At 52.6% G+C, this 26,293-nt stretch carries 31 protein-coding genes and 3 pseudogenes; 20 read left to right on the top strand and 14 right to left on the bottom strand.

All coding sequences use genetic code 11. The features are described 5' to 3' along the window. Window positions 1-15: 15 nt before the first annotated feature. The 11 genes and pseudogenes from RHN82_RS23620 to RHN82_RS23570 all read left to right on the top strand — a co-directional run bounded on the left by RHN82_RS23620 (window position 16) and on the right by RHN82_RS23570 (window position 7,477). The gene (locus tag RHN82_RS23620) at window positions 16-426 is read left to right on the top strand and encodes a DUF1380 family protein (RefSeq protein WP_015572061.1); all 411 of its coding nucleotides are present in this window, start codon (window positions 16-18) and stop codon (window positions 424-426) included. A gap of 49 nt (window positions 427-475) precedes the next feature. Beyond that, window positions 476-673 (top strand): annotated as a pseudogene (locus tag RHN82_RS23615) (hypothetical protein). A 139-nt stretch (window positions 674-812) separates the two neighbouring features. Further along, window positions 813-950, top strand: coding sequence for a hypothetical protein (locus RHN82_RS23610; protein WP_182382129.1), 138 nt, complete (start codon window positions 813-815; stop codon window positions 948-950). Window positions 951-1,470: 520 nt separating this feature from the next. Further along, window positions 1,471-1,743, top strand: coding sequence for a hypothetical protein (locus RHN82_RS23605; protein ID WP_023337954.1), 273 nt, complete (start codon window positions 1,471-1,473; stop codon window positions 1,741-1,743). 43 nt (window positions 1,744-1,786) lie between these two features. Beyond that, complete coding sequence (locus tag RHN82_RS23600) at window positions 1,787-2,152, top strand: hypothetical protein (RefSeq protein WP_045357975.1); 366 nt, start codon at window positions 1,787-1,789, stop codon at window positions 2,150-2,152. Between the two features lie 67 nt (window positions 2,153-2,219). Then, the gene (locus RHN82_RS23595) at window positions 2,220-4,238 is read left to right on the top strand and encodes a ParB/RepB/Spo0J family partition protein (protein ID WP_015572065.1); all 2,019 of its coding nucleotides are present in this window, start codon (window positions 2,220-2,222) and stop codon (window positions 4,236-4,238) included. Window positions 4,239-4,275: 37 nt separating this feature from the next. Beyond that, window positions 4,276-4,710 carry a conjugation system SOS inhibitor PsiB gene (psiB, locus tag RHN82_RS23590; RefSeq protein ID WP_015572066.1) on the top strand — a complete coding sequence of 145 codons (435 nt, stop codon included), beginning with the start codon at window positions 4,276-4,278 and terminating at the stop codon, window positions 4,708-4,710. After that, window positions 4,707-5,438 (top strand): plasmid SOS inhibition protein A, encoded by a 732-nt coding sequence (locus RHN82_RS23585; RefSeq protein ID WP_015572067.1) that lies wholly within the window; start codon window positions 4,707-4,709, stop codon window positions 5,436-5,438. The genes psiB and RHN82_RS23585 overlap by 4 nt, the downstream gene beginning before the upstream one ends. After that, the gene (locus tag RHN82_RS23580; protein WP_015572068.1) at window positions 5,435-5,665 is read left to right on the top strand and encodes a hypothetical protein; all 231 of its coding nucleotides are present in this window, start codon (window positions 5,435-5,437) and stop codon (window positions 5,663-5,665) included. Before RHN82_RS23585 ends, RHN82_RS23580 begins: the two co-directional genes overlap by 4 nt. Next, window positions 5,662-5,886, top strand: coding sequence for a hypothetical protein (locus RHN82_RS23575; RefSeq protein WP_004146150.1), 225 nt, complete (start codon window positions 5,662-5,664; stop codon window positions 5,884-5,886). The genes RHN82_RS23580 and RHN82_RS23575 overlap by 4 nt, the downstream gene beginning before the upstream one ends. 221 nt (window positions 5,887-6,107) lie before the next feature. Then, window positions 6,108-7,477, top strand: a protein-coding gene (locus tag RHN82_RS23570) for an IS3 family transposase (RefSeq protein WP_100247355.1) whose coding sequence is annotated in 2 segments (ribosomal slippage) — window positions 6,108-6,591 and window positions 6,591-7,477 — 1,371 coding nt in all. Because the reading frame shifts where the segments join, the coding sequence is not laid out codon by codon here. Between the two features lie 572 nt (window positions 7,478-8,049). On the opposite strand, the gene RHN82_RS23565 is transcribed toward RHN82_RS23570, so the two are convergent. Together RHN82_RS23565 and arsH are read right to left on the bottom strand one after the other, a co-directional pair. Next, window positions 8,050-8,565, bottom strand: coding sequence for a hypothetical protein (locus RHN82_RS23565; protein WP_032664851.1), 516 nt, complete (start codon window positions 8,563-8,565; stop codon window positions 8,050-8,052). A gap of 157 nt (window positions 8,566-8,722) precedes the next feature. After that, window positions 8,723-9,421, bottom strand: coding sequence for an arsenical resistance protein ArsH (arsH, locus tag RHN82_RS23560; RefSeq protein WP_032664850.1), 699 nt, complete (start codon window positions 9,419-9,421; stop codon window positions 8,723-8,725). An 85-nt stretch (window positions 9,422-9,506) separates the two neighbouring features. Here arsH and RHN82_RS23555 point away from each other — a divergent pair, with 85 nt between their 5' ends. The 4 genes from RHN82_RS23555 (at window position 9,507) to RHN82_RS23540 (ending at window position 13,226) form a co-directional block, all read left to right on the top strand. Next, on the top strand, window positions 9,507-9,827 hold the full coding sequence (locus tag RHN82_RS23555) for a transcriptional regulator (RefSeq protein WP_032664848.1): 321 nt from the start codon (window positions 9,507-9,509) through the stop codon (window positions 9,825-9,827). A gap of 44 nt (window positions 9,828-9,871) precedes the next feature. Continuing rightward, the gene (locus RHN82_RS23550) at window positions 9,872-11,161 is read left to right on the top strand and encodes an arsenic transporter (RefSeq protein ID WP_032664847.1); all 1,290 of its coding nucleotides are present in this window, start codon (window positions 9,872-9,874) and stop codon (window positions 11,159-11,161) included. A gap of 12 nt (window positions 11,162-11,173) precedes the next feature. Next, entirely contained in the window at window positions 11,174-11,599 is a 426-nt protein-coding gene (arsC, locus tag RHN82_RS23545; protein ID WP_015572074.1) for a glutaredoxin-dependent arsenate reductase, read from the top strand. A 286-nt stretch (window positions 11,600-11,885) separates the two neighbouring features. Then, window positions 11,886-13,226, top strand: a complete 1,341-nt coding sequence (locus tag RHN82_RS23540) for an IS1202-like element ISEsa1 family transposase (protein WP_004196353.1) — start codon at window positions 11,886-11,888, stop codon at window positions 13,224-13,226. A 255-nt stretch (window positions 13,227-13,481) separates the two neighbouring features. On the opposite strand, the gene RHN82_RS23535 is transcribed toward RHN82_RS23540, so the two are convergent. From RHN82_RS23535 to RHN82_RS23500, 8 genes and pseudogenes are all read right to left on the bottom strand, one after another. Further along, window positions 13,482-13,904 (bottom strand): nickel resistance OB fold protein NcrY, encoded by a 423-nt coding sequence (locus RHN82_RS23535; protein ID WP_032072095.1) that lies wholly within the window; start codon window positions 13,902-13,904, stop codon window positions 13,482-13,484. A 161-nt stretch (window positions 13,905-14,065) separates the two neighbouring features. Further along, window positions 14,066-15,196, bottom strand: coding sequence for a Ni(II)/Co(II) efflux transporter permease subunit NcrC (locus tag RHN82_RS23530; protein ID WP_004196366.1), 1,131 nt, complete (start codon window positions 15,194-15,196; stop codon window positions 14,066-14,068). 12 nt (window positions 15,197-15,208) lie between these two features. Then, on the bottom strand, window positions 15,209-15,478 hold the full coding sequence (locus RHN82_RS23525; protein ID WP_004196355.1) for a nickel-sensing transcriptional repressor NcrB: 270 nt from the start codon (window positions 15,476-15,478) through the stop codon (window positions 15,209-15,211). Between the two features lie 105 nt (window positions 15,479-15,583). Then, window positions 15,584-16,882, bottom strand: coding sequence for an MFS transporter (nirA, locus tag RHN82_RS23520; RefSeq protein ID WP_004196314.1), 1,299 nt, complete (start codon window positions 16,880-16,882; stop codon window positions 15,584-15,586). A 233-nt stretch (window positions 16,883-17,115) separates the two neighbouring features. Beyond that, the gene (locus RHN82_RS23515; protein WP_004196325.1) at window positions 17,116-17,874 is read right to left on the bottom strand and encodes a hypothetical protein; all 759 of its coding nucleotides are present in this window, start codon (window positions 17,872-17,874) and stop codon (window positions 17,116-17,118) included. A 53-nt stretch (window positions 17,875-17,927) separates the two neighbouring features. Continuing rightward, on the bottom strand, window positions 17,928-18,848 hold the full coding sequence (locus tag RHN82_RS23510) for a methyltransferase domain-containing protein (RefSeq protein ID WP_004196315.1): 921 nt from the start codon (window positions 18,846-18,848) through the stop codon (window positions 17,928-17,930). Between the two features lie 62 nt (window positions 18,849-18,910). After that, window positions 18,911-19,282: a hypothetical protein gene (locus tag RHN82_RS23505; protein WP_004196359.1), complete on the bottom strand. Its 372-nt coding sequence runs from the start codon at window positions 19,280-19,282 to the stop codon at window positions 18,911-18,913. 109 nt (window positions 19,283-19,391) lie between these two features. Then, a pseudogene (locus RHN82_RS23500) lies at window positions 19,392-19,599 on the bottom strand (MFS transporter); the annotation flags it as partial. A gap of 29 nt (window positions 19,600-19,628) precedes the next feature. Here RHN82_RS23500 and RHN82_RS23495 point away from each other — a divergent pair. Both RHN82_RS23495 and chrA read left to right on the top strand, forming a co-directional pair. Further along, the gene (locus RHN82_RS23495; RefSeq protein ID WP_004196334.1) at window positions 19,629-20,606 is read left to right on the top strand and encodes a chromate resistance protein ChrB domain-containing protein; all 978 of its coding nucleotides are present in this window, start codon (window positions 19,629-19,631) and stop codon (window positions 20,604-20,606) included. Continuing rightward, window positions 20,563-21,939: a chromate efflux transporter gene (gene chrA, locus RHN82_RS23490; protein WP_004196363.1), complete on the top strand. Its 1,377-nt coding sequence runs from the start codon at window positions 20,563-20,565 to the stop codon at window positions 21,937-21,939. Before RHN82_RS23495 ends, chrA begins: the two co-directional genes overlap by 44 nt. Window positions 21,940-21,969: 30 nt before the next feature. On the opposite strand, the gene RHN82_RS23485 is transcribed toward chrA, so the two are convergent. The 4 genes and pseudogenes from RHN82_RS23485 to ydfV all read right to left on the bottom strand — a co-directional run. Then, window positions 21,970-22,659: a hypothetical protein gene (locus RHN82_RS23485; RefSeq protein ID WP_004196322.1), complete on the bottom strand. Its 690-nt coding sequence runs from the start codon at window positions 22,657-22,659 to the stop codon at window positions 21,970-21,972. A gap of 13 nt (window positions 22,660-22,672) precedes the next feature. After that, complete coding sequence (locus RHN82_RS23480; protein WP_008460272.1) at window positions 22,673-23,410, bottom strand: HupE/UreJ family protein; 738 nt, start codon at window positions 23,408-23,410, stop codon at window positions 22,673-22,675. 43 nt (window positions 23,411-23,453) lie between these two features. Beyond that, window positions 23,454-23,819 carry a hypothetical protein gene (locus RHN82_RS23475; RefSeq protein WP_009651956.1) on the bottom strand — a complete coding sequence of 122 codons (366 nt, stop codon included), beginning with the start codon at window positions 23,817-23,819 and terminating at the stop codon, window positions 23,454-23,456. A 127-nt stretch (window positions 23,820-23,946) separates the two neighbouring features. Further along, window positions 23,947-24,045, bottom strand: a pseudogene (gene ydfV, locus RHN82_RS23470) (protein YdfV); the annotation flags it as partial. 24 nt (window positions 24,046-24,069) lie between these two features. Here ydfV and relB point away from each other — a divergent pair. The 3 genes from relB (at window position 24,070) to RHN82_RS23455 (ending at window position 26,084) form a co-directional block, all read left to right on the top strand. Next, complete coding sequence (relB, locus tag RHN82_RS23465) at window positions 24,070-24,309, top strand: type II toxin-antitoxin system antitoxin RelB (protein WP_004196370.1); 240 nt, start codon at window positions 24,070-24,072, stop codon at window positions 24,307-24,309. Beyond that, on the top strand, window positions 24,309-24,596 hold the full coding sequence (gene relE / locus RHN82_RS23460) for a type II toxin-antitoxin system mRNA interferase RelE (RefSeq protein WP_000323025.1): 288 nt from the start codon (window positions 24,309-24,311) through the stop codon (window positions 24,594-24,596). The genes relB and relE overlap by 1 nt, the downstream gene beginning before the upstream one ends. 147 nt (window positions 24,597-24,743) lie before the next feature. Beyond that, window positions 24,744-26,084 (top strand): ISNCY family transposase, encoded by a 1,341-nt coding sequence (locus RHN82_RS23455; RefSeq protein ID WP_015572075.1) that lies wholly within the window; start codon window positions 24,744-24,746, stop codon window positions 26,082-26,084. Window positions 26,085-26,293 lie beyond the last annotated feature (209 nt).

Here is a 26,293-nt window from a genome sequence, read left to right as displayed (position 1 = left end):
ACTAAAGGAGAAAACATGATTGGTACAGCAAAAGAGATCGCTATCGAAATGCTGCGTGATGACGATAATGACGGCGAGAAATTTGTATTCGCCAGCTGGAGCCGGAACGATATTCGCGGTCTCTGCATTGACTGGGATCTCAGTGATGAAGAGATCGACGTGGTGATGGAAAGACTGGAGGCAGAGCTGTATCCCTCCGGATGTGTCCCTCTCATCTACAACATTGTTGAGATGATGGTGGAAGAAAAACGGAAACACCGTAATGTCACCATTCCGGCTGCGGCGCTTGCGGTGGTGATGCAGCTTGCAGGGAAGGAAATGGAGCGTATCGCTATATGCGCGGAGGATGGAGGCGGATCAGCGGCAGAAACCCTGAAAGAAGAAAATGAAGTCATGTTGCGCCTGCGCGCTGCACTCAATGCCTGACTGAGAAACCGGAGGCATTGCCTCCGGAAACTGAAAAAAGGAGAACACCATGCAACTGTCACCGGAAACCCGCAGCATCCTGCGCCAGTATAAAACGCTCATCAACGAGCGACGTCGTGAATCATGACTCAGCCCCGTAACCACAGCGAAAGTGCTGGATGAGATCTGCGAATCCGCTACCCGCCAGTGCGCCGTCTATCTTTGCGGCCACTTCATTCTCCAGGGCGGTCAGGGGGATGGAAAGTAAATAATCCGGGCGGGGCATAGGCGCCGCCTGTTCGCGCGCGAAAACCCAGTCATCCCTTCGGGCTGACGGGGCGGCAAGGCCAGCGCCTGCGGCGCTGCCCCCTCCCGCCCCTGGTTTAAGTCAGGAGAAATGCAGAGGAATGGCATTGTGGGGGCAAATTGTCACGGATACGGTCCTGCGTGGCGTGGCGTGGCGTGGCGTGGCGTGGCGTGGCGTGGCGTGGCGTGGCGTGGCGTGGCGTGGCGTGGCGTGGCGTGGCGTGGCGTGGCGGCTCTGAAACCCGATCAGCAAATTCTCTGAAAACACCTGAATCCCACTTCTGGCCCCCTTCGGCTCCCGGCCAGCGCTGCTGTCCGGTCGTCGAGCCCCACTCCGCCAGGGCGGCCGCTGCGCACCCGCCGGGCTCCGCCGAACCCCTCCGGGTTTCGGGCTGACGCTAGGGTCTGATGGCGAAGGTCAAGGGCTGCGGCTTCTCCGGCCGTGCCGTCCGGAACGCCTTCACCGCGCCGGCTGATGCCGTCGCTTTAATGGCGCCACGCCGTTCCGACGTGTCGGGTGTGTGCATCCTGTTCCCCCGGTGAAGCCATCCCCCGTGCGTCCTCACGCGGAGGGCTGCTTGTAGCACCGTCGGGTCGTCATCCAAGGGGTGAAATGCACTCCGCCAAAACTTTTTGCGGGGCGCAAAAACTTTCGTCTCCGCCCCTTTCCTTCCTCCCTTCGCCGTTGCTCCTTTTGCCCTTTGCCGCGAGAGAACTCACCAGGGAGATGGACAACCATCACCACAGGAGAGAACCAGGATGCACACACGAAACGTCAACGTCAAAACCGCCGCTCAAGAATCTTCCAGGAAGATGGGGGAAGAACAAAACCCTGTTTCTGTCGCACGGGAGTGGGTGGCTCAGGCCACTTCGCTGAAGGCGGGGGTCACCGTCACCCTGTCCGATGTGTCCCGATACGGCGACGTGCAGGTGGAGATCCGCACCAACGGAACGCTTAACTGGCGCGCCTGGTCGTTTGAACCGGATTTTCTTTTTGAACTGAAACGCAATCTGCAATACGTGCAGCTTTAACCGGAGGCCGGATGTCCGGCTCTAACCCAGAGAAGGAGGAAACATGCAGAACCTTAACACCCGTCCGGCGACCCGTAAGGTCGGGCAGAGCACCGAAATCGTGAAGCTGCTGCGCATTCAGGCCAGCGACACCCACGTGGTCGAGTTTGACAACGTGGACACCCGATTTAATGACTGCAACAACTGGCAGGTGATGGCAGGAGGCAAACGAGTCCTGTTCAGCAACCGCATGTATGAGCGTTTTTCAGATGTGAAATCGGGGATCATGGCAACGATCAACGTTTGTGAAAACAGCGGCAGCGTAACGGATAAAGCGATGCTGGAAGGGGCAAAAGTCATGATGCAGCTTCTTGATGGCTATCCGTCCTTTGGAGCACTGGCAGCACACCCGAAACGCATTACCGGTTAACCGAGTGCCGTGACCGGATCGCACTCCGGCCACGGCTAACCACAACTATCACTGAGAGGTAAAAATCATGGTCGCCACCAATACTACGGCAAAAAAACCAGCTAAGACCACCCGTCAGACAAAATCTGCGGAAAAAATCGCGCAGTCTACCGAACAGAAGCTCGTCCAGCTGCTCGCTGATACGCCCGTGCAAATCTTCCCGTACTCCCGCCTGTCACACACGGGCTTAAACACGCGCATCATTCCGCATACCGATCGGGAAGTGGAAGAGATGGCAGACAGCATTCAGGCAATGGGCATCCTGCAAAACCTGATCGGTGCAGAACTGCCGGACGGTACGATCGGCATTGTCGGCGGGGAAGGTCGCCGCAGAGGCACAGGCATTCTGGTGATGCGCGGTGTTCTCGATGCAGACACGCCGTTTGTTCCGGTGAAAGTCCTGCCCGTGGAGATGGCTGTGGCGGCCTCGATGATCGAGAACGGTCGACGTAAAAACATGCATCCCGCCGAGCAGATTATCGGTTTTCGTACCCTTCAGCAGGAAGGTAAAACGGCTTCTCAGATCGGCGCACTGATGGGTTATCACCCGCGCCACGTTCAGCGCTGCCTGAAGCTGGCTAATCTTGCCCCCTCCCTGCTGGATGCGCTGGCGCGGGATGAAATCACCCTTGAGCATTGTGAAGTGATGACCCTTGCCGACACTCATGAACGGCAGCTACAGGTCTGGGAAGAAGCGAAGGCACAGTGGAACGGCAGTATGCCAATGCCCCATACACTTCGCAAAATGGTGACTGACGACAAGATGGCCATCAGCCACCCGATGTTTGAGTATGTGGGCGAGGAAGCCTATACCGCCGCTGGCGGTACGCTGACCGCCGATCTGTTCAGCGACAGGGACAGTACCTTTGCCGATGCGGCGCTGGTGAGATCCCTGCTGGCTGGCAAGCTTACCGTGCTCGCCGCTCGCGTTAAGCAGGAGCAGGGCTGGGGCTGGGCTGAGTTCCGCATGACGGAACTGCGCGCCAGCGGTGAGGACGGTGAACTGTACCGTTTTGCCATGCCGAAAGCTGTCCTGACGGAAGAAGAACAGAAGCGCGTCAGTGAGCTGGAAGAACAAATGGAAGCTACTGAAAACTACGATGACGAATACGAGCTTCAGCAGCAGATCGATGACATTTACTGCGAGGCGGAGTATCGCGAAGCCACGCCGGAATTTCGCGCCGCGCACGGTATCTGGGTGTCATGGGATGGTGACAATTTCCAGGTTCAGCCTGGTATCCGCAGGCTGACCGACGAAGACCGGGCAGAAGAAGAACAGGCGCGTCAGGAACGTGAAAACAACGTGATCAGACACACCACGCCTGAAATACCCGCTGACGCCTATCCGGCAACGCTGGTTAAGGCCATGTCTGCGGAGCGCACTCTCGCCGTTCAGGCAGAACTGGCGGGTCGCCCTGATGTATCGGTGGCACTCCTGACGTGGACGCTATGTCTTACGCTCTTTGACCGCACCCACGGCAAGCGCAATGAACCGCTGAAAGCCTCCGTGTCCTCGAATCAGTATCACCTTGCATCACTGGCTCCATCCGGTGAGGAAGGGAAGGCGCTGACGGCGCTCAAAGCACAGAAAGAGGCGCTTCAGGCAACGCTTCCCGAAAACTGGCATCTCGATTTCACCTGGCTGCTGTCATGGTCAGCAGAGCAGGTGAACACCCTGCTGGGATTCTGTGCAGCGCACGGTATCAACGGTATTCAGGAACGTATGTATAACCATACGCAGAAAAGCGAACTGGACGGGCTGGAAGCGGCGCTGGACTTTGACCTGCGCAAATGGTGGCAGCCGGATGCTGAGAGCTACTTCGGTAAGCTCACGATTTCCCAGATTGGCAAAGCCTATGAAGAAGCCGGACTCAGCGCCCGTGCGGGTGAAGTTGTGAAACTCAAGCGCCGCGATGCGGCGAAGGCAGCCGAGCAGGATCTGAATGCTCAGGGCTGGCTGCCTGACTGGATGGTGCGCCCAGCGCCAGCCGCTGAGGCTGAAGAAGCCACCGAAACCGACGCTGACACCACTGACCACGCTGCTTAATACCGGAGGCCGCCGCCTTCGGGCGGCGGGAACAGACATGACCATGCAATATGACCTGAACCGAATTAACACCCTGACCGCATCCGACCTGGAGTTTATCCGCCAGCAGGGCGAAGACGCGCGCCGCGCACTCAGCGACGCCGTGACCGGCCTCCTGTCCACACCTGAAGGATGGTGCGTCTGCGCCGAGTTCCGCAGCGAGTTCGGCGGCTTCTTCCCTGTCCAGTGCCGCTTCAGCGCGGACGGCAGTGATGACTGGCATCTGTGCGTGTGCAGCCCCGGCGAAGTCTCGCCGTACTGGATTCTGGTGCTGCTCTCCTCCGGCGGTGAAGTGGTGCGTACCCTTTACCAGAGCGACACGCTCCAGCCTGACCGGATAAATCAGCTGATCGCGCAGCTGGCAGGTATGCGCCGCTTTAACTGCACTGCCCGCACCGTGGTGAAGCTGATGAATGTGGAGGTGACAGCATGATCCCGTCCTCACACGCGCTCGTTTCCCTGAAGCCCGCCCGTCAGGCAGCAATACAGGCTATCAGCCATGTTGAGTCTGCCCGCGAACGCGGCGCACGACTGCCCGCCATGCCGTATGTGCGTACCTTTCTGCGCCTTCTTACGGGCAGCGGTCGCCTCAACGCCACGGTGGCCAATAAAATACCTGGCCTGCACTGGGTACCAAACAACCGCCATTCGAACCTGAAACAGGTCGAGGAGGCACTCAACACCATGATCGCCACCGGAGGGGAAGCCTGCCCGCTGCCGCTCACGATTGACGTTCAGGCCGAGCTATTCCCTGAAGTCATGCACACCCGCACGGGTCGACGGCTGCACAGATCCGGCAATAAGACCACGCGTCAGCTTCGCCGCCAGTCCCGTGAGTACGAACAGCGCTGGAAACTGCGCCAGAACCTGCTGGAACAGGCAAAAGTCGATCTGAATTTTCAGTCACCGGAAACCGTCTGCACCTGGTATACCCGGTGGAGCGACGAGTTTGACGCGGCAGAGCTGGCCACACCGTTCTGGAACTGGCAGACGCGGTTCGCGTCGCTGAAGGAACTTGACTGGCTTCGCATGAGCGGCGACCCGCTGTATTCAGTCATGTACCAAATCCCGTTTATTGTCCGGGAAACACCTGAGCACATCCGGGTCGCTGAACGCTGGCAGATACCGAACAAGCTGCGTTATCAGCAGGGGGCAGAATGAGAAATAACCCCCGTAAAACGGAGCTGAAGGTCGCCCGCAGCCAGCGAAATAAGCTCCGTACCATGTCCGCAAAGCTGAAAGAAATGTGTTGCGAGTGGGACGGACTGAGTGGCTGGCTGGAAACCGAAAGCGAGCAGCTGGCTGAGAGTATAGACAGGCACCTTGAGGCGCTCGAAGACCAGATCCGTGAATGGTCAGAAGGTACGGATAACCGGGAGGGATATTGAACATCATCAGTCGCAGGTTCGACAAAAAAGAACCCGGAACCGTGTTCCGCCATGCTGAAAGCGGGAAGATCATGTATCGTCTCGATGCCCGGCTGGAGCGGGATGACTGGGAGATAGTGCAGGCGATAATCAGCCTTGTCTATAACGCCGGCGTGGCCGCCGGAAGCAAACAGCGAGCCGCTGAAATTCGTGAGGCTCTGGGGATTTCAGGAACTGAATGACGCGGAAAAACGATGAGGATTTATACAGTTTTCAGACTGTTATTCCTGGGCAGATGATCGACGACGGGATATAATGGCGATGGCGCTTGAGGCTTTTTGCCTCATGACGTGAAGGTGGTTTGTTACCGTGTTGTGTGGCAGAAAGCAGAAAGCCCCGTAGTTAATTTTCATTAACCCATGCACGGCGCCCATTTAGTTGGACTCTCAAATTGGAGAGTCCCATGTCAAGACGTAAGTACACCTTTGAACAGCGCCTCGAAGTGGTTATGCACTATTTAGCTACTGATGAAGGCTATCGCTTAACATCAGCTCGCTTTAACGTTCCCAGAACCCAGGTAAGAATATGGGTTGCAGCCTATGATGTTTATGGAGAAGAAGGTCTGAAGCCCAGAGATAAGGGCGTATCAATCGATCCCGAAATCAGAATTGAAGCTGTGAAAGCGGTGCTATCCGGTCAGATATCTCAGACACAGGCCGCGACTAAATTCAATGTTGCAGGTGCGTCATCTGTCGCCAAATGGCTAAAAGTGTACAAAGAGCAGGGTGAAGAAGGGCTTCGCTCACTCAAGGTAGGCACAAAAAGGGTATCTTACATGGCTGAACACCCTGAACTTATTGAAGCCGCAGAGGAACGATCAAAAGAGCAACGAATTCTTGAACTGGAAAGGAAGGTCAAACGTCTTGAATTACGGATACTTTATCTTCAAAAGCTGAAAGCCTTAGTTCGGTAAGAGATAAGGTTCGTGTTGTTGACGAACTAAGGCAGCATTACCCACTTGATCAGTTGCTGAGTACCGCCCGTATACCCAGGAGCACGTTTTACTATCATCTTAAAGCACTACGCTCTCCGGGAAAATATGATGAAATAAATCGTCGAATCAGCGAGATATATGATGAAAATCAGGGCCGCTATGGCTATCGACGGGTAACGCTGGCGCTCAGAAGAGAAGGGGGACTGATCAACCACAAAGTGGTTCAACGCCTGATGAATGCTCTTGATCTTAAAGCCGCTATCAAAGTAAAGCGCTATACCTCCTGGCGTGGCGAACGTGGGTGTGCTGCTGACAACCTCCTGCAACGTAACTTCAAAGCCAGCCGGCCCAACGAAAAATGGGTCACAGATGTCACCGAGTTCGCCGTCAACGGCCGCAAACTCTATCTTTCTCCGATCATCGATCTCTTTAATAACGAAGTCATTTCCTACAGTATCTCAGAACGCCCCACAATGCCGATGATTGACGACATGTTGATTAAGGCATTTGCCAGAATGGACGCCAACAGCAGACCAGTACTTCATTCAGATCAGGGTTGGCAGTACCGGCATCGGTGGTATCAGTATCAGTTGCGGGAGTTTGGGGTTCTGCAAAGCATGTCCCGCAAAGGAAACTGTCTGGACAATGCCTGCGCTGAGTGCTTTTTCGGGACGTTAAAATCAGAATGCTTCTACACCCGTAAATTCAACGATGTTGATGAGCTGAAGGTTGTTCTTGAGGATTACATTCGTTACTACAACACGCGGCGAATCAGTCTTAAATTTAACGGCCTCAGCCCGGTTGAATACCGCCTGAAGACCTACCCGCTGCGGCTTTAGCCACGTTATCCTGATTTCACCTAGGCGGTCTGATGTTAACAAGGGTGTTACGCGGCCGGACGGCCCTCAGCAGTATTGATACCAGCCCTGTTGTTGCGGGGCGTTTCTGATGTTCCGGACACGGCCAGGCTGAAATGAACAGCATTCAAAATGAGCAAAAAGTGCTTCTCGTAAAAAATTTACAAATCTTTTTTGCAGGAAAACATGCCTCTAATTCGCAACAGGAAGCCCGGAGAGCGATTCTTCGTTATGCATAAGGCCAATTGTGTTTCAACAGTAAAAACTGTTTCTGAGGCTTTTGGTTGCGAATAGTGGGCTATTAACGCGTATTCCCGTAACGCTGAAAAGTAATGAATAGCTATGAATAGCAGTGACCTTGCAGGTAAACGTCAGGTTTATTACTATTCAGGCATCGATACTGACCGGAACCACTCAACACTGGTATGTTGATGGGGTATTGATGTCGGAGAGTAATCTCCCCCAGCCTAAGAGCGGGATATCCAAAGACACAGACCGGAACCCAACAAGAGTGGATAACATCGATGATCTACTCTGGTGAAAAGGCGCTGATATCAGCGCCTTTTTGCTTTTCTGGACGTGTAAACCGTCTGTCCATTCAGTCGCAGATGTGCGACATATGCAAATTTCATGGGCCTACTCTTTGGTATGGAGTGTCGTCCCCACTGATTGACTTCATAAGCTGATACAACATAAAGCTTTAAGCCGTTCGGGTGACCGTTGTCCTTACGCAAGTCAAAGAAGATCGCATAGTCATTTACCTCCATATAATGATACATCTCATTGTTTCCCTTATTGATATGGGGAACAACGTAGGAGGTCAGAAGATTTGTTGAAAGCATCTGCGGCAGGTTAAGACTGGCAGCATATCTGTCAGCACAGAAAAATCGATCCGGTGGAATTTCCGGTCCGTTTCCTTTCTGGTCAGAAAAGACATGATTGCTGTAGTTGATTGTTATCTGTACGGGGTCAGGGATATTGGCGATTTCTGCCATAAACGTCAAAGGCGCGAGGTGCTTCATACAGTAGCTTTTTCCATTAAAGGAAAGATTTTTATGTGCGCCTTTCACTGTTATCCCTTACGAATCCAATGGAGCGGGAATTGTATCACAACCCCATGCGGGGCAGATGCGCCCGAGATGTAAAAGATGTGCATAGAGTACGCGCATGGCCGGCCTCACTGGCTGTTATCCTGAAGAGGCCAACCATGGTTACTATGTCTCCCTGTCAGATTTTGGCCTGATTTACCCGTGCGGACAGTGCCTGATGACTTTCCTTACGTTCGCTGTATCGGTCAGCCAGATAATCAGTCTGCCCTTTCAGGAGCAGGGTGATCTTAAATAATTCCTCGGTGACGTCGACGATACGGTCATACCAGGAAGAGGGTTTCATACGTCCGTTCTCATCGAATTCCTGCCATGCTTTGGCTACTGATGATTGGTTGGGGATAGTGAACATCCTCATCCAGCGTCCAAGAATACGCATCTGGTTCACGGCATTAAAAGACTGCGAGCCGCCACAAACCTGCATTACCGCAAGGGTTTTTCCCTGCGAAGGGCGAACCGCGCCTTCACTTAACGGGATCCAGTCGATTTGTGCCTTCATAACCGCGCTCATTGCCCCATGCCGCTCCGGCGAGCTCCACACCATCCCGTCACACCATCTGACCAGGCCGCGTAATTCGGTGACCTTAGGGTGCGTGTCCGGCGCCTCATCCGGGAGGGGTAAACCGGAGGGGTTAAAGAGTTTCACCTCCGCGCCCATCGCCGTCAGCAGGCGACCGGCTTCCTCCGCGGCAAAGCGGCTGTAGGAGCGTTCCCTTACTGAGCCATACAGGATCAGAATCCGTGGCGGCTCCTGCAGGTGCAGGCGTTCGGCAATGTGTTGATCAAAGCATTCAGTATTCAGGGCAGGAAATTGTTCCATTTGTCTCCTCCGGAGAGAACAGATGATTTCAAAATTAATACATATGATTTAACATATGTGTATTCTAAAGGGAACGGAGTGAAAAATGCTACAACCTGTTCAGCTTTTCAAAATCCTGTCGGATGAAACCCGGCTCGCCATCGTCATGCTTCTCCGGGAGTCCGGAGAACTGTGCGTCTGCGATATCTGTGCGGCCACCTCCGAATCGCAGCCCAAAATATCGCGACATATGGCTATCCTGCGCGAGGCCGGGCTGGTACTTGACCGTCGGGAAGGCAAATGGATCCACTATCGTCTGTCACCCCACATACCGGCATGGGCAGCAGAGACAATCATGACGTCCTGGCAGTGTATGCGGGAGGATGTGCGTGAATGGCTGGATAAATCAGCCTGCACCTCCTGCTGAGAAAGAAAAACACATTTACATAATCATATATAACGGAGTCTAAGATGCTTTTGGCAGGGAGTATATTTTTGCTGACGCTGGTATTGGTGATCTGGCAACCCAGAGGCCTGAGTATTGGCTGGAGCGCGAGTATCGGGGCTGTGCTGGCGCTGGGAACCGGTGTCATCCATATCGCTGATATTCCCGTTGTCTGGAATATCGTCTGGAACGCGACAGCGGCATTTATTGCGGTCATCATCATCAGCCTGCTGCTCGATGAGTCCGGCTTCTTTGAATGGGCCGCACTGCACGTCTCCCGCTGGGGTAACGGACGTGGCCGCTTGCTGTTCACCTGGATAGTCTTGCTCGGTGCCGCTGTCGCTGCGTTGTTTGCCAATGATGGCGCCGCGCTGATCCTGACGCCGATTGTGATTGCGATGCTGCTCGCACTGGGGTTCAGCCAGGGCACGACACTGGCCTTTGTCATGGCTGCAGGATTTATTGCAGATACGGCCAGCCTGCCACTCATTGTTTCTAACCTGGTTAATATCGTCTCGGCGGACTTCTTCGGTCTGGGCTTTACGCAGTACGCCTCCGTTATGATCCCCGTGGATGCGGCAGCGATTGCGGCCACGCTGATCATGCTGCATCTCTTCTTCCGCAGGGATATTCCGGCAACGTATGACGTTTCGCTGCTGAAGACGCCTGCCAGTGCGATCAAGGATCCGGCAACCTTCAGGGCGGGCTGGATTGTCCTGTTATTGCTGCTTGTCGGTTTCTTTGTTCTGGAACCGCTGGGGATCCCGGTCAGTGCGATAGCGGCGGCTGGCGCAGCAGTGCTGTTTGTGGTGGCGAAAAGAGGCCATGCCATCAACACCGGGAAAGTCCTGCGCGGTGCGCCATGGCAGATCGTTATTTTCTCGCTGGGCATGTACCTCGTGGTCTATGGCCTGCGCAATGCAGGGCTCACGGAGTACCTGTCTGGCGTGCTGAATCTGCTGGAAGACAAGGGGTTATGGGCAGCGACGTTCGGCACCGGCTTCCTGACGGCATTTCTCTCATCAGTGATGAACAATATGCCGACGGTACTGATTGGCGCGCTGTCGATTGACGGGAGTACGGCGACCGGCGTCGTCAAAGAGGCAATGATTTATGCCAATGTGATTGGCTGCGATTTAGGCCCGAAAATCACCCCGATTGGCAGTCTGGCAACCCTGCTGTGGCTGCATGTGCTTGCCCAGAAAAATATAAAGATTACCTGGGGATATTACTTCCGTACCGGCATTGTTATGACTGTGCCGGTGCTGTTTGTCACTCTGGCCGCGCTGGCGTGGCGGCTCTCTGTCACTTTGTAATGAGATACTGATATGAGCAACATTACCATCTATCACAACCCGGCCTGTGGCACCTCACGCAACACGCTGGAGATGATCCGTAACAGCGGCAACGAACCAACGATAATTTATTATCTCGATACGCCCCCGACCCACGATGAGCTTATTAAACTTATTTCAGATATAGGAATTACGGTACGTGCATTGCTGCGTAAGAATGTTGAGCCTTATGAGCAACTGGGACTTGCAGATGACAGGTTTACCGATGAGCAACTGATAGAATTAATGCTGCAGCATCCAATTCTTATCAACCGGCCAATTGTTGTCACACCTGTAGGAACCCGCCTGTGCAGACCTTCAGAGGTGGTACTGGAAATTATTCCGGAACCTCAGCAGGGTGCATTCACGAAAGAAGATGGCGAAAAGGTTATTGATGAGGCAGGGAAGCGGGTGAAGTAATAAGCAACGAAATGGATAATTCGATTGCGGAACACGTTATTTAGCTTTAACAGCAAACAAAAAAGAGCCCATGTATTCCATGGACTCTTTCTGAGATGCCTCGATTATTCTGTCCAACTTTTGGGGGTCAGTACACCCACGAGGCCACCTGTATGCCTAGACAACATCAGGATAGCCTCTTAGATGCCGCGAGGCAAGGAGAAGAAGGCCTGTGTTAACACCAAGCTGTAATGTCCCCTTTGAACCATTCTAAAATGTCCCCAGACAATTCTCTGGGGGATTTTTCATGATCAAAGAGACTGTTACGATGAGTCATAAGGAACTCCACCGACTTCAGATTATTCAGGAGTCAATTAATCGACATATTACTCAGGAACAAGCTGCGGCACGCATTGGCATTTCTATTCGGCAGGTTAAACGTCTGGTGCAACGGTATAGAAATGAAGGGCCTTCTGGTCTGGTTTCCCACCGACGTGGAAAGCGTCCTAATAATTCCTTTTCTACTGAATTCAGAGCAACAGTAATTTCACTCCTCAAAGGCCGTTACGCTGATTTTGGACCTACGTTTGCGTGCGAAAAATTGCGCGAGATACACGGTTTATCTTTATCCGTTGAAACTCTCAGAAAGTGGATGATAGAAGAGGGGTTATGGCGTGAACGCCGTCGTAAAATTGCCCGTATATATCAACGCCGCATGCGACGACCATCTTACGGTGAACTGATCCAGATTGATGGCTCACCTCATGACTGGTTTGAAAATCGAGGCCCCAGATGTACACTGATCGTTTTCATTGATGATGCCACCAGTGCGTTGATGGCGTTGCGTTTTGTGCCTGCTGAAACAACCCGGGCTTACATGGAAACCCTCCGGGGTTACCTTAATGATCATGGCGTACCGCTCGCTCTCTACTCTGATAGACACAGTATATTCAGGGTAAATAACCCAGAGCGGGAAGGTGAGCTGACCCAGTTCACTCGTGCGATAAAGACACTGGGCATCGAGCCAATCCATGCCAACAGCCCGCAGGCAAAAGGGCGGGTAGAGCGCGCCAATCAGACACTACAGGACAGGCTGGTCAAAGAAATGCGGCTTCAGAATATCAGTGATATTGAAACAGCAAATGCATGGTTGCCGACCTTTATTGAAGCCTATAACAACCGGTTCGCTACGTCGCCTCGTACTACTGATAATGCTCATCTTGATGTGCACCATTCTGAAGAGGAACTGGGTTATATCTTCAGCCTACAGGCGAAGCGCGTTCTGTCTAAAAATCTCACTTTCCAGTACAAAAGCAGTGCGTTTCAGGTACGCAGTGAGGGCCGGGGATATCGACTTAGGCATTCGGTTGTTACTGTATGCGAGAACTTTGACGGTGAAATTAACGTTCTGTATGACGGGAAAGCGCTGGGCTGGGAAAAGTATGTTGATGGCCCGGAGCCTATACCACTGGATGATGAAAAGAGTGTCCATGAACGAGTGGATAATGCCCGTATTGATTTACGCTCAAAATACTATGTTAAACCTAAAGCTGACCATCCCTGGCTTACGCGCCGAACGCAAAGTCATCAGCAAGTTAAGCCCCCGAAGTTACCTAAAAAGAAGCCTGATCCCGATAAAAAAGATTGAAACCAAGATCGATTCGGTTGAGTGCATATCCATTCATAGGGTAGATTCTTAAGTCGCGTTTCTGGTGTTCATTTTCGGGTGGTTTGTTACTTGTTTTACCGGGGATATGCCAGAAACGCGCTGAGTCAGTCTGGGCGGTGCGCGTAATGCGGCGTTATGGTAAATAGCCTATGCTAATGTCCGCTAAGAGCGAGAAGCGGACGTTTGGTTGACGAACTATATATATAAAAAAACATAGCCCGTCAGAATTGTGTTTTAGGGTTTGCTGATAACTGCAACATATAAAATTGAACCATCATTTTCATGGCTTACCGGTCCACTGACCCGTACCAGGTCCTGAGCATCGAAGTGCTGCCCGTTCCAGACTTTCTGCGGGATGCGGACTTTGATGGTACCGGTTGGGTCGCGGAACGTATACCACTCGTCCTGCTGCTGGCTGACAACATTGCCTTCCAGTGTGATCCACGCCCCTTCGTGCATTGACGATACGATCTGAATCCGGCTTTGACTATTCTCCTGCTGAACTTTATGACCGGCATACATGTGCTCAGTGACGACAGGCTCTTTCTCTGCGGAGAAGCCACCTTGCGCTGCCAGAGCAGGAATGGCGATGAACGAAGTGAGTAACACTCCGGTGACGAACTGACTGAAATATTGTTTTTGCATAGCAGATTCCATTTATAATTTTACATCCCCCATGGGGGATATTGTCGATGATAAATGAGCGGCTATAAAAGCTCAATTCCTATCCCCGGCAGGGGGATAAAAATATGATGGGCTTCAGAAATATAAAACCCACCGGTTGGTGGGTTCAGGCGTGAGATTCATACAGGAGAAAATCAGCTCGTTACGCCGATCCAGCCGTGATAGCCCATGTAAATGCCGACAAGTGCAATCAGTACGCTTGAGAAGTATGGAGCCCGCCGCGCCAGCGTATCCAGGCCACTCCAGCGTTTGGTTGCCTGACGAACGCTGAAAGCCGCCGCTGCGCCCACTGAAACCAGCGTGATCGCTAAACCGATGCTGAAACACAGTACCAGCGCGGCACCGAGCGTAAATTCCTTCACCTGGATGCAGAGCAGCAAAACGGTAATGGCTGCCGGGCAAGGAATAAGGCCGCCGGTCAGGCCGAACAGGATTATTTGTCCGGTGGTTACGCTGCGATTCGCAAAACGTTTTTTGATGTCGTTCGCATGCGCTTTTTCGTGAGCATCCTGATATTCGCGAGAATTAACATCCAGACCTTCCAGCGAGGAATGATCGTGGTCGTGTTCATGTTCACGGAATTCCACATCATAATCATGCACATGGCCGCGATGGCCTAAAGACAGGCGAACATCAAAGCTGTGTGGCTCCGGGATCGCCAGGGCCGATTCCATAAACCCGTCTTTTTCGACGAAATCAAATACCTGTGAAAATGTCCCTGGACCACGGTTGGTCACCAGAGAAATGTCGCGAGCTTCCCATTTCTTGCCGCTGAGCGAGCGTAAACGCCAGTGAGGGGGTTGTCCTTCTTCGAAAATCGAGAGTTCAACGCTGCCATGGCCCGTATCGATGATGCGGGTTTCGTCATGATCGTGATGACCGTGGCTGTGTTCCTCTTCCTGCTCCATCTTCCACAGCTTTTCGCCGCGCCAGGTTCGCCAGAACATCCATGCCGCCGTACCGAGAATGATGACGGCGGAAATCAGCTGAAACCAGGGTTCGGCTGATTCAGCAGTGAATTTCTGACTGATATACATTCCGCCGAACGCAATGAGCCAGACAACAGACGTATGAGAAATTGTCGCGGCAAGCCCCAGTAATACCGCTTGCTTGACCGTTCCCCGGATGGCCACAATAAAGGCGGCCATCATCGTTTTGGAATGCCCTGGCTCCAGTCCGTGAAGCGCACCGAGCAAAATAGCGCTGGGGATGAACAGCCAGGCATTGGCCACGCCTTGCTGTAAAAGAGTGGAAAAATCAGTCATGTTTCGCTTGCCTTAAAGATATTTAGTTATCTCTTTAAATTCGCTAAGCGTCTTATCAGACTCCGTGTGGTCAGCATGAAGGGCATCCTCCAGGCAGTGATCCAGATGGTCATGAATTAAGGTACGCTTCGCATTCGTTATCGCCTTTTCCACAGCGTGCAGTTGCTGGGCGATATCCAGACATGCTTTCTCATCTTCGAGCATCTGGATGGTACTTTTCAGGTGCCCTGCGGCACGTTTAAGTCTTTTAATAATGTCAGGGTGTGATGCATGAACGGTCATGGTTTATCCTCTCCAGGTGGAAGGGATAAGATAATGTGTATCAACGCCATGGTCACACTTTTTATCGGCTTATCCTCTCCTGATACGTTGTCTTTTTTTGGGAAATTACTTCTCTTTCTTCGGCCAGGACGGATGTTCATCGTCAATGACGAAATCATGCTCATGGGTCGATTCGTTGTTTGTTTCCGGGTCTTTGTGGCTGTGAACCTGAGCGTACACTTCATGCTCAGGACGCCAGATAAGTACGGCGGTGACCAGCGACAATGTTGCCACAACAGTCAGGGCGATGAATGAAGCCTGTGTCCCCCATGCCGCACCAACCCATCCGGCCAGCGGATAAGTCACCAGCCAGCATGAATGTGACAGTGCAAACTGGGCGGCAAACAGCGCCGGTCTGTCTTCCGCTGTTGACGAACGGCGCAGCAGGCGACCACCCGGTGTCTGAGAAAGTGAATAGCCCACCCCCAGCAGTGCCCAGAGCACAACCAGCGTGATGTAATCCTTCAGGAAAATGCCTGACCCCAGGCCAATGACTAAAAGCGCCGTACCTGCAAGCATCGGCATACGGTCGCTCATGTTGTCGAGGAGTCTGGGGAGAACCAGGGCCGATACCATGGACCCCACGCCGAAGAAGGCCAGCGCAATAGCGGTAGACCGCTGTGAGAAACCAAAGTCCGCCTGAACCAGAACGACGGTGTTGACGATAACCATTGCACTCGCTGCCGCTACGGCCATGTTGAGTGCCAGCAGGCCGCGCAGTCTGGGCGTTTTCAGGAAGATGCGCATACCTCGTGTAGTTTTGTCATAGATGCTGCGTTTGACCGTTAACGCTTTCATCTTCGGCAGTGTCACGGAAACAACCAGAGCTGCTGAAGCAAGGAACCCGACTGCCGTACCGGCAAACAGGTTGTGGAAACTCATGACCGTCAGCAGTGCAGCCGCCAGCATAGGGCTGATGACGCTTTCAAGATCGTAGGCCAGACGTGACAGAGACAGCGCCCGGGTATATTCACGTTCGTCAGGAAGAATATCCGGGATAGTTGCCTGGAAAGTAGGCGTAAACGCCGCCGAGGCAGCCTGAAGAATGAAGATCAGGATGTAGATTTCCCATATCTGGGTGACAAAAGGCAGCGTGATAGCCACGAGAGCGCGAACCAGGTCCAGTGTTACCAGCATGGTGCGACGCGGGAATTTATCGGCAAAAGCCGCCGCCACGGGCGCAACAAGAATATAGGCGCTCATTTTGATAGCCAGCGCGGTACCCAGCACTGCCCCGGCTCTGTCACCTGCGAGATCGTAGGCCAGTAACCCTAACGCAACGGTCGCCAGACCGGTGCCAATAAGGGCGATAACCTGTGCCATAAACAGGTGGCGATAGGTACGATTAGAAAGAATGTTGAGCATCAGGAAATCTCTTGGTTTGAAATCACATCCCCCCCAGGGGGATATTCAAAGCATAGAGGGACCTGAAAAAAATGACAAGCTTTATCCGGGTGAGGAGGATACTGATTCGTCTGTTATCTTGGATGTTAAATAAAAAAGCTTCAGGTATCCCAGCGTTATACCTGAAGCAGCATAAAAAGTGTCGAAGGTGTTATCGCCGCTTCCCTGCGCAGCCCCTCCTGACGAGAAGGGAATTAACTCAGTTGTCCCAGACAGGTTTTCAGGCTCAACCGGGTGGCTTCAATATCACTATGGATAATGGTGCACCAGTCATCACGGTTAGCCCGAATGACCTCCAGCCAGTTATTCAGTGCCTGATTAAACGCCATGGTTTTCTCGCGCTGCGGCCAGCTCATCTGGTTAGTGCTGTAAATGTCCTGCCCTGGCTGCGGCATTAGTACGGTTTGCTGCGTCGACATCCGGGAAGTCACCGGCCAGGTATCAGAGTTGCCATCCCAGGAAGGCATCACCGGGAAACCCGCTCCGCGCAAGGCCATATCCCAGGTGGCATCAAACAGGTATGTTTTGCCCTGTAGCTCAAAAGCCACAGTGTCATGAAATCCCTGTGTTTGCGGCAAAATTGCCAGAATATCCGCAGGTACAGGCAAATCAGCCCAGTCAAACCGCACCAGCTTTCGCTTTGCCGTAATGCCACCATCGGTCAGCAGTCGTTCGGCAGCAGCGGCTTTATGACGGCAGTCGCCAAAGCCCTGCTGAAACAGACTCATGCTTTCGCCATTCCATGCACCGAGCTGATAGGGTATCCGCCTGACCAGCTCAAAAATGGCTCTTCGCAGTTCAGTTGAGCCAGGTTTAAGCCCGAGCGACTGCAAAACCCAGCCCGGCGTTATCGCCTCTTGTTGATTGCGGCGGGTGTTTATTTTTTGCCATGTTTCACTGACTTTTTCAGCCAGAGAGGCTGCCAGGGTTTCCCCCGGCAGTAATGTTGTCATCAGCAACGCTCCTGTGGTGGTGAGAAAATGTCTGCGCGTCAACATATCGGGCGTTACACCTCTACGTTGCGACGAAGCGCCGACATAACCAGTGATTCACAGACCACTTCTTCATCCTCTGCCCGCTTTACGCCGGGGAAGACCATCTGACTTACCGGGGACGAACGAAGCCGGTGATAACGGGCAATCGCGCCATTCATTCCTCCCATTTGCTTACGTCTGACCAGCCGCAGTCCGTGCTCCCAGGCGACTTCATCCATCGCGCTCGCCAGAACAGGGTCATGGTTGAAGATCAGGACGCCATCCTCTTTCAGCAGGCGTGCAGCGCTGCGAAGGAAAGCCGTGTAATCCTGTTCGAAATAGGCCGCTGCCTGGGAGTAGATAATATCGACCTCACCTGCCTGAACACCTCTGTTTTCCAGCGCTCCCAGCCCGGCTGCTGTCACGTAAGGATGCTCAGTCACGCCTTTTGGCAGCGATGCATGCCACGGTGTGAGATTAGTGAAGTGCAGGAATACGCTTTCCCCAAGTTGCTCCCTGAACTCCCCGGAAAGCCCGGAAATCGTCGCCTGATGGCCGGCACATTCCTCAGCGCGAAAACCCGCCCAGGCGGCACCAATTTCCAGGAAGGTGACTTTCCCGTTTTTGTGGTGAATGTTTTTCGCATAGTGGGCGATGTCGAACCCAATTTCTCGCGCCAGGCGAAATGAACCGCCGCTGGATGTCCAGGGGCCATCAAAGCCAAAGGCAAGGATCGCTTTGAGCATCGAGCCCGTTTCCTGATGCATCATTTTCAGGAACGGAATGACTTTACGCCGTGAAGGAACCGGGACATTCGGACGCATTTTTTTGGCCTGAAGGTCGCGATTAACGCCCATGCAGAGCGTCTGCCAGTGCAGGGGATCAACACGATAATTGAGTGCAGTGAAATTACGCGCAATCTCTCGACGCGCCTGGATAGAGTCTTTATACATAGCCTCTCCGCTAAATCTGAAGTTGATTAAAGCCGGGCAGCAAAAACTGCCGGTAACAGCGATCAGATCTGGCGGATGCTGGGAGGACGGTAAATGATGTCCGTGGCCTTAACCGGGCTACGAAGATCGGCAAGCGGCAACCATCTGTCTGTTACAGGAGAGAGGGAAATCTCTACAGAGGGCGGCTGCTCAGGGGTTTCATGGAAATGGTCTGTCTGATGATGGCCTGCGTGGCCAGACTGAGGGATATCCGAATCGTGAGAGTGATCCTGCATTGACATGGTGACTTCTGCGTCATGCAGATTCATCTCGTAGCCTGTCAGGCCGTTTGTACCGTGCGACGCAAACGTCACCATCGACGACATCATCATGCCAATGGCCATGATGACGATCATCAGAACATAACGGGGCGAACGTTTAAACATCGGGTACATCGCTGATTGCTTTCCTCAATAGACAATGACAACGGTATAAAAAGATTAGCATCCCCCCGGGGAGGATGTAAGGGCTGGAATGTAAAGTCTTGTATTGGCGATATGAATAAAAAGGCCCGCATAATGCATCAGCGACCGGGGCGACCAGAATATAAGCAAGCATCTTCATTGCCAGCGCCGTTCCCGACTCCCCCTGCCCTGTCGCCCGCCAGCAGGCCCAGTGCAACGGTAGCAAGACCGGTACCGATAAGAGCAATTATGAGCACCATAAAAAGATAGCGATATGTACGGTTAGAAAGACTGAAAATATGTAGCAATCTCTACCATATGTATTAATCTCTACACTATGAAACTACATATCCTTATTCTGACACTGCCCACTGAGCAGGCCACATTACGTATGCGTGTCTGGCGGGCATTAAAAAATACCGGTGCCGCCATGCTGCGCGACGGCGTTTATCTGTTGCCTGAAGCGCAACAGAGCCATGAGATTTTTAACGAGATGAGTCGTGAAATCAGCGGTGAGGGAGGAACGGCCTTTGTTTTTGACGCAGAGACTTCCGACGAAGAGAAAATTCGCCCGTTATTCGATCGCTCTCAGCAGTACCTGATCCTGATGGAGAGCCTTCAGGTTTGTAAAAACGACCTTAATGAGGAAACCGCGGTCAGCCAACTGAAGATGGTAAGAAAACTTCGTCGCGAGCTGGATCGGATTGTGGCGATTGATTTCTTTCCTGGTGAAGCGCAGGCGCAGGCCATTTTTGCCTTGTCAGAACTGGAAGCTGGCATTAACAGGTTCATCTCTCCCGGAGAGCCTCATGCCGTCAGTGGCTTGCTGACACGGCTGAAGCCTGAGGATTTTCATAACAGGATCTGGGCTACGCGTCGCCGGCCATGGATTGACAGGCTTGCCAGCGCCTGGCTTATACGGCGTTTTATCGACCAGGATGCGCAGTTTCTCTGGCTTAAGGATGGCAACGATTGCCCGGAAGAGGCGGTGGGGTTTGATTTTGATGGCGCGACCTTCAGCCACATCGACAATCGTGTGACCTTTGAAGTGCTGATGGTCCGCTTCGGGCTGACGGGGGATGCCCTGAATGGTCTGGGGATGCTTGTGCATTACCTTGATGTTGGCGGGGTTCAGCCCCCCGAAGCCGCTGGCGTTGAAAGTGTACTGGCAGGATTGCGTGAAAGCATTACGGATGATGACACATTACTCACAGCGGCCTGTTCGCTGTTTGACGGTCTGTTAACGACGTTTGAAATGAGGTCCGGCCATGATGAACAAAACGGAGTTGCTGACGCTGGCAGAGGAAAACGTTAAGCCCAAGCCGGTCCCCCTGAAGGAGGCGTTCTGGTTCTGGATGAAGCTGGGTTTTATCAGCTTTGGCGGTCCTGCCGGACAGATTGCGATCATGCATCAGGAACTGGTCGAGAACCGGCGCTGGATTTCCGAGTCCCGTTTTCTCCACGCACTCAATTTCTGTATGGTGCTGCCCGGTCCGGAAGCTCAGCAACTTGCCACCTACATTGGCTGGCTGATGCACAGGACCTTGGGCGGAGTGATAGCGGGTTTGTTATTTATCCTTCCCTCACTTTTTATTCTTATCGCGTTGTCGTGGATCTATATCGCCTGGGGAGACGTTGCCATTATTGCCGGTATCTTTTACGGCATTAAACCCGCCGTGGCGGCAATCGTGCTGCAGGCGGCGCATCGCATCGGCTCCCGTGCGCTGAAACACGGTGCCCACTGGGCCATAGCTGCTGCGGCTTTTGTGGCCGTTTTCGCCCTGAACGTTCCTTTTCCCGTCATCGTTATTTCAGCAGCGATAACTGGCTTTATCGGCGGACGCATCGCGCCGGAAAAATTTCACAGCGGCAGCGGGCATAACAAACAGGAGAAAGCCGCCGTTGATGCTGCGGTTATTGACGATCATACGCCCGTACCGGCGCATGCCCTGTTCAGCTGGGCGAAACTGTTAAGGATTGTGGCAGCGGGTGCACTGCTCTGGCTTATTCCCATGACGGTGCTGACGCTGGGGCTGGGCTGGGCGCATCCGGTGACGCAGATGGGCTGGTTCTTTACCAAGGCTGCGCTCCTTACCTTCGGTGGGGCCTACGCCGTCCTGCCATACGTTTATCAGGGTGCTGTCGTCAATTTTGGCTGGCTGACTGCCGGGCAGATGATGGACGGGCTGGCGCTGGGAGAAACCACGCCCGGCCCGCTGATTATGGTGGTCACGTTTGTCGGATTTGTGGGCGGGTATACCCATGCCGTTTTTGGCGCGGATATGCTGTTTGTCGGCGGCGCCGTTGCCGCCTGCATGGTGACCTGGTTTACCTTTCTCCCGTCCTTCATTTTCGTGCTGGCAGGCGGGCCGTTTATCGAAACGACCCACAACAAGGCGGGTTTCACGGCACCTTTAACCGCCATCACAGCGGCCGTAGTGGGCGTCATTGTTAATCTGGGGCTGTTTTTTATCTGGCATACCGTATGGCCGGAAGGCGCAAAGGGAGGGATCGATATCCCTGCCGCCCTGATTGCCGTCGCCGCTGCGTTTGCGCTTTTCAGATTAAAATGGAAGGTTACGCACGTTATTGCCATGGCGGCTCTCGCCGGGCTGATACTCCGCCTGACCGGGCTGTCAGCTGTGTGAAAAGGGGCAGGTTATCCTGCCCCTGATTTATCAGATAACCCGTTTGATGTTCAGGTAGTCGCCGGTTGTATCAAGCTGGATCGTGATGGTCTCAGAACCACGATTTCGCCAGAACCAGCCATGTTTACCCTCGAACGCGGCCTGTAAAACGCCGTCTCCGGATGTGATCTGCCGGGCTTTACCATAGCCATGGTAGAAGCCTTTCGGGGCGTTGACCGGATCGCCGTGCGCATCCACGTTTACCGGTCCGGAACTTGTCCACTGATAGGTCACGCGGGCATCTTTGCGCATTTCCAGTTTAACTTCAGCAGCTTCGTTAGGCTTCAGGGTGATGAGCATCTGATGACGTTGCGAGCCAGCCGATGGTACTTCCGGCGCGCGCGTGGTCGCCGGAACGCTCAGCTCCGGGTAGGTGTTCTGCGTTATTGCCGGAGGATTATCCGGGATCGGTCGCTCATTAACTGGCGCAGCCAGCTGTCCTTGCTGAACAGCGCTGGCCTGATTATCGGCATCAGCTTCTTCGGCAAGCTGCGTTTTGATTTCTCCCATCTGCTTAAGCCCCAGTAAACGACCCACGCCAGTAGGATCAATGCCGTATTCCGAAGGCATGACGACGGTGATCAGCAGCGTCAGCGCCACGATGGCGGCGAGGATAGTGGACTGCATCAGTTTGATGGCAGAAGGTAATTCTGCGCGTGTTGGTAAATCAGTGTTGTACATTGTTTTGTCTCCCTCAGGCTAAAATGTAGCCACAAAGCTGGTAACTCATTAACAGAAATCCCGCGCTCATCATCACCACATTGGCGGTATAAGCGTGTCGGAAAAAGCTCGCCGTTTGCCGCCAGTAGCTCATAACGATCAGGATGGCGCTCAGCGCGAGCAGCTGGCCGATCTCAACGCCAATGTTGAAGGCAATCAGGTTGACAAACAGGCCATCGGGAGAGATTTCGAATTCCTGGATTTTGGTTGCCAGACCAAAACCGTGGAAGAATCCAAAGATGAGCGTCGCAAGCTTCGTGTTGGGCTGAACGCCAAACCAGCGCTGGAATGCCCCGAGGTTATCAAGCGCTTTATAGACCACGGACAGCCCGATAATGGCGTCAATAAGGTAAGCACTGACGCTGATATCAAAGAAGGTGCCGATGAGCAGCGTCGTTGAATGCCCGATAGCGAACAGGCTAACGTACAGCCCGATATCACGCATTTTGTAGAGAAAGAAAATCACCCCGAACAGAAACAGCAGATGATCGTAACCGGTCACCATGTGCTTCGCGCCAAGGTAGATAAACGGGATGATGTTCACCCCGGTGATTTCCTGGATGTACCCTTTGTCGCCTTCCGCCACGCCGTGCGCATACGCGCCCTGGCTGTAGAAAAGCAGTAACAACAGGAAAAACAGACAAGCCGAACGCGCCTGAGCTGAAAGCAGGCGAGCGCTCAACCGGCCCTGTGTATCAAGGCTGGTATACATAAAAATCCTTACATGTTGAATAATAACGAATTAGCAGAAGTTATTACGCAGACAGGATTCTCGGAGGGCGTTCGGGGGTGGACTGCGGCATTTGCAGTATTTGTTCTGAACTCAACGCATATATCACCCGCATGCCCGGATTCCATGCGTGCAGAGTAGGCAGAGCAAAGAGTTTATTCAGATCGTGGGAATGATCGGCATTGAGGTGATGCACGCTACCGTGGGAGTGAAACAACAATGGATCGTGCTCATTCAGTGGTTCATCGCTGTCGTGTTGATGGTCACTGATGGACGTTGTTTCCTGAACGCTGTATGCAGCCTGTGGCTTTGCCATAAACGAACTGCTCAGCACGGCAACAGCCATGATGATAAGCACGATTCTGGAAATGACTTCACGGCTGATAAACACAGTTAACGGCATCCTGATGATACAAAGTAACAACGTGCGTAATGTATCCGCTATGCTGGCTTGATTTCAATAGTTGTTTTGAGTTTGGTTTTGTCTGAAATGTTCAACAAATCCTGCCGTCCACTTCTGGCACAAAGCGGACAGTGATCACCGTTCTTACGACTACTTTCTGACTTACTTCGTGACTTGCCCTAAGCATGTTGTAGTGCGATACTTGTAATGACATTTGTAATTACAAGGGGTGTAAGACATGGGTAGCATTAACCTACGTATTGACGATGAACTTAAAGCGCGTTCTTACGCCGCGCTTGAAAAAATGGGCGTAACTCCTTCTGAAGCGCTTCGTCTCATGCTCGAGTATATCGCTGACAATGAACGCTTGCCGTTCAAACAGACACTCCTGAGTGATGAAGATGCTGAACTTGTGGAGATAGTGAAAGAACGACTTTGTAATCCTAAGCCAGTACGTGTGACGCTGGATGAACTCTGATGGCGTATTTTCTGGATTTTGACGAGCGGGCACTAAAGGAATGGCGAAAGCTGGGCTCGACGGTACGTGAACAGTTGAAAAAGAAGCTGGTTGAAGTACTTGAGTCACCCCGGATTGAAGCAAACAAGCTCCGTGGTATGCCTGATTGTTACAAGATTAAGCTCCGGTCTTCAGGCTATCGCCTTGTATACCAGGTTATAGACGAGAAAGTTGTCGTTTTCGTGATTTCTGTTGGGAAAAGAGAACGCTCGGAAGTATATAGCGAGGCGGTCAAACGCATTCTCTGAACCAAAGCATGACATCTCTGTTTCGCACCGAAGGTGACACTTCTGCTTTGCGTTGACAGGAGAAGAAGGCCTGTGTTAACACCAAGCTGTAATGTCCCCTTTGAACCATTCTAAAATGTCCCCAGACAATTCTCTGGGGGATTTTTCATGATCAAAGAGACTGTTACGATGAGTCATAAGGAACTCGACCGACTTCACATTATTCAGGAGTCACTTAATCGCCATATTACTCAGGAACAAGCTGCGGCACGCATTGGCATTTCTATTCGGCAGGTTAAACGTCTGGTGCAACGGTATAGAAATGAAGGGCCTTCTGGTCTAGTTTCCCGCCGACGTGGAAAGCGTCCCAATAATTCCTTTTCTACCGAATTCAGAGCAACAGTAATTTCACTCCTCAAAGGCCGCTACGCTGATTTTGGACCTACGCTTGCGTGCGAAAAATTGCGCGAGATACACGGCTTGTGTTTATCCATTGAAACTCTCAGGAAGTGGATGGTAGAGGAGGGCATATGGCGCGAACGTCGTCGTAAGTTTGCCCGAATTTATCAGCGCCGGATGCGGCGCCCATCCTACGGTGAACTCATCCAGATTGATGGCTCGCCTCATGACTGGTTTGAAGGTCGGGGCCCCAAATGCACACTGATAGTCTTTATCGATGATGCTACCAGCGCTCTGATGGCGCTACGATTCGCTCCTGCAGAAACAACCCGGGCTTACATGGAAACCCTCCGGGGTTACCTTAATGATCATGGCGTACCACTGGCTCTCTATTCTGACAGACACAGTATATTCAGAGTAAATAACCCGGAGCGGGAAGGAGAGTTGACTCAGTTCACACGTGCGATAAAGACACTGGGCATCGAGCCAATCCATGCCAACAGCCCGCAGGCAAAAGGGCGGGTAGAGCGTGCCAATCAGACACTGCAGGACAGGCTGGTCAAAGAAATGCGGCTTCAGGGTATCAGTGATATTGAAACAGCAAACGCATGGTTGCCGACCTTTATTGAAGCCTATAACAACCGGTTTGCTACGCCGCCTCGTATTGCTGATAACGCCCATCTTGATGTACACCATTCTGAAGAGGAACTGGGTTATATCTTCAGCCTCCAGGCGAAGCGCGTTCTCTCCAAAAATCTCACTTTCCAGTACAAAAGCAGTGCGTTTCAGATTCGCAGTGAAGGCCGGGGATATCGACTTCGGCATTCGGTTGTCACGGTATGCGAAAGCTTTAACGGTGAAATTAAGGTTCTGTATGATGGGAAAGCGTTGGGATGGGAAAAATATGTTGATGGCCCGGAGCCTATACCACTGGATGATGAAAAAAGTGTCCATGAACGTGTGGATAATGCCCGTTTTGATTTACGCTCAAAATTCTACGTAAAACCTAAAGCTGACCATCCTTGGCTCACGCGCCGCACGCAAAGTAATCAGCAAGTGAAGCCCCCTAAATTACCCAGAAAGAAGACTGATCCCGATAAAATGGACTGAAACCAGGCGTTATTCAGTTGAGTGCATATCCAGTCATAGGATAGATTCTTACGTAGCGTTTCTGGCGTGCATTTTCGGGTGGTTTGTTACTGTTTTTAACGGGGACACGTCAGAAACGCGCTCAGGCCGTCTGAGCGGTACGCGTAAATGAGACGTTATGGTAAATAGTCATCTTGTCAGTGCTATGCTTGGCATAAACACAATTCTGG

The sequence above is a fragment of the Enterobacter cloacae complex sp. EB5 genome, assembly GCF_031432835.1.
GTDB lineage: Bacteria > Pseudomonadota > Gammaproteobacteria > Enterobacterales > Enterobacteriaceae > Enterobacter > Enterobacter hormaechei_C.
The sequence above is the reverse complement of the archived record's forward strand: the minus strand, read 5'-3'. Positions and strand labels throughout refer to the sequence as shown.

What these genes read in the sequence shown, in the direction of transcription:
- RHN82_RS23620 (WP_015572061.1), top strand. Translation starts at nt 16, where the DNA reads ATGATTGGTACAGCAAAAGAGATCGCTATCGAAATGCTGCGTGATGAC.
- RHN82_RS23595 (WP_015572065.1), top strand. Translation starts at nt 2,220, where the DNA reads ATGGTCGCCACCAATACTACGGCAAAAAAACCAGCTAAGACCACCCGT.
- nirA (WP_004196314.1), bottom strand. Translation starts at nt 16,882, where the DNA reads ATGCTCAACATTCTTTCTAATCGTACCTATCGCCACCTGTTTATGGCA.
- RHN82_RS23550 (WP_032664847.1), top strand. Translation starts at nt 9,872, where the DNA reads ATGCTTTTGGCAGGGAGTATATTTTTGCTGACGCTGGTATTGGTGATC.
- relE (WP_000323025.1), top strand. Translation starts at nt 24,309, where the DNA reads ATGGCGTATTTTCTGGATTTTGACGAGCGGGCACTAAAGGAATGGCGA.
- RHN82_RS23535 (WP_032072095.1), bottom strand. Translation starts at nt 13,904, where the DNA reads ATGGAATCTGCTATGCAAAAACAATATTTCAGTCAGTTCGTCACCGGA.
- RHN82_RS23485 (WP_004196322.1), bottom strand. Translation starts at nt 22,659, where the DNA reads ATGTACAACACTGATTTACCAACACGCGCAGAATTACCTTCTGCCATC.
- RHN82_RS23600 (WP_045357975.1), top strand. Translation starts at nt 1,787, where the DNA reads ATGCAGAACCTTAACACCCGTCCGGCGACCCGTAAGGTCGGGCAGAGC.
- psiB (WP_015572066.1), top strand. Translation starts at nt 4,276, where the DNA reads ATGACCATGCAATATGACCTGAACCGAATTAACACCCTGACCGCATCC.
- RHN82_RS23585 (WP_015572067.1), top strand. Translation starts at nt 4,707, where the DNA reads ATGATCCCGTCCTCACACGCGCTCGTTTCCCTGAAGCCCGCCCGTCAG.
- RHN82_RS23455 (WP_015572075.1), top strand. Translation starts at nt 24,744, where the DNA reads ATGATCAAAGAGACTGTTACGATGAGTCATAAGGAACTCGACCGACTT.
- RHN82_RS23515 (WP_004196325.1), bottom strand. Translation starts at nt 17,874, where the DNA reads ATGACAACATTACTGCCGGGGGAAACCCTGGCAGCCTCTCTGGCTGAA.
- relB (WP_004196370.1), top strand. Translation starts at nt 24,070, where the DNA reads ATGGGTAGCATTAACCTACGTATTGACGATGAACTTAAAGCGCGTTCT.
- RHN82_RS23480 (WP_008460272.1), bottom strand. Translation starts at nt 23,410, where the DNA reads ATGTATACCAGCCTTGATACACAGGGCCGGTTGAGCGCTCGCCTGCTT.
- RHN82_RS23540 (WP_004196353.1), top strand. Translation starts at nt 11,886, where the DNA reads ATGATCAAAGAGACTGTTACGATGAGTCATAAGGAACTCCACCGACTT.
- RHN82_RS23610 (WP_182382129.1), top strand. Translation starts at nt 813, where the DNA reads ATGGCATTGTGGGGGCAAATTGTCACGGATACGGTCCTGCGTGGCGTG.
- RHN82_RS23505 (WP_004196359.1), bottom strand. Translation starts at nt 19,282, where the DNA reads ATGTACCCGATGTTTAAACGTTCGCCCCGTTATGTTCTGATGATCGTC.
- RHN82_RS23580 (WP_015572068.1), top strand. Translation starts at nt 5,435, where the DNA reads ATGAGAAATAACCCCCGTAAAACGGAGCTGAAGGTCGCCCGCAGCCAG.
- arsC (WP_015572074.1), top strand. Translation starts at nt 11,174, where the DNA reads ATGAGCAACATTACCATCTATCACAACCCGGCCTGTGGCACCTCACGC.
- arsH (WP_032664850.1), bottom strand. Translation starts at nt 9,421, where the DNA reads ATGGAACAATTTCCTGCCCTGAATACTGAATGCTTTGATCAACACATT.
- RHN82_RS23510 (WP_004196315.1), bottom strand. Translation starts at nt 18,848, where the DNA reads ATGTATAAAGACTCTATCCAGGCGCGTCGAGAGATTGCGCGTAATTTC.
- RHN82_RS23525 (WP_004196355.1), bottom strand. Translation starts at nt 15,478, where the DNA reads ATGACCGTTCATGCATCACACCCTGACATTATTAAAAGACTTAAACGT.
- RHN82_RS23605 (WP_023337954.1), top strand. Translation starts at nt 1,471, where the DNA reads ATGCACACACGAAACGTCAACGTCAAAACCGCCGCTCAAGAATCTTCC.
- chrA (WP_004196363.1), top strand. Translation starts at nt 20,563, where the DNA reads ATGAACAAAACGGAGTTGCTGACGCTGGCAGAGGAAAACGTTAAGCCC.
- RHN82_RS23555 (WP_032664848.1), top strand. Translation starts at nt 9,507, where the DNA reads ATGCTACAACCTGTTCAGCTTTTCAAAATCCTGTCGGATGAAACCCGG.
- RHN82_RS23495 (WP_004196334.1), top strand. Translation starts at nt 19,629, where the DNA reads ATGAAACTACATATCCTTATTCTGACACTGCCCACTGAGCAGGCCACA.
- RHN82_RS23530 (WP_004196366.1), bottom strand. Translation starts at nt 15,196, where the DNA reads ATGACTGATTTTTCCACTCTTTTACAGCAAGGCGTGGCCAATGCCTGG.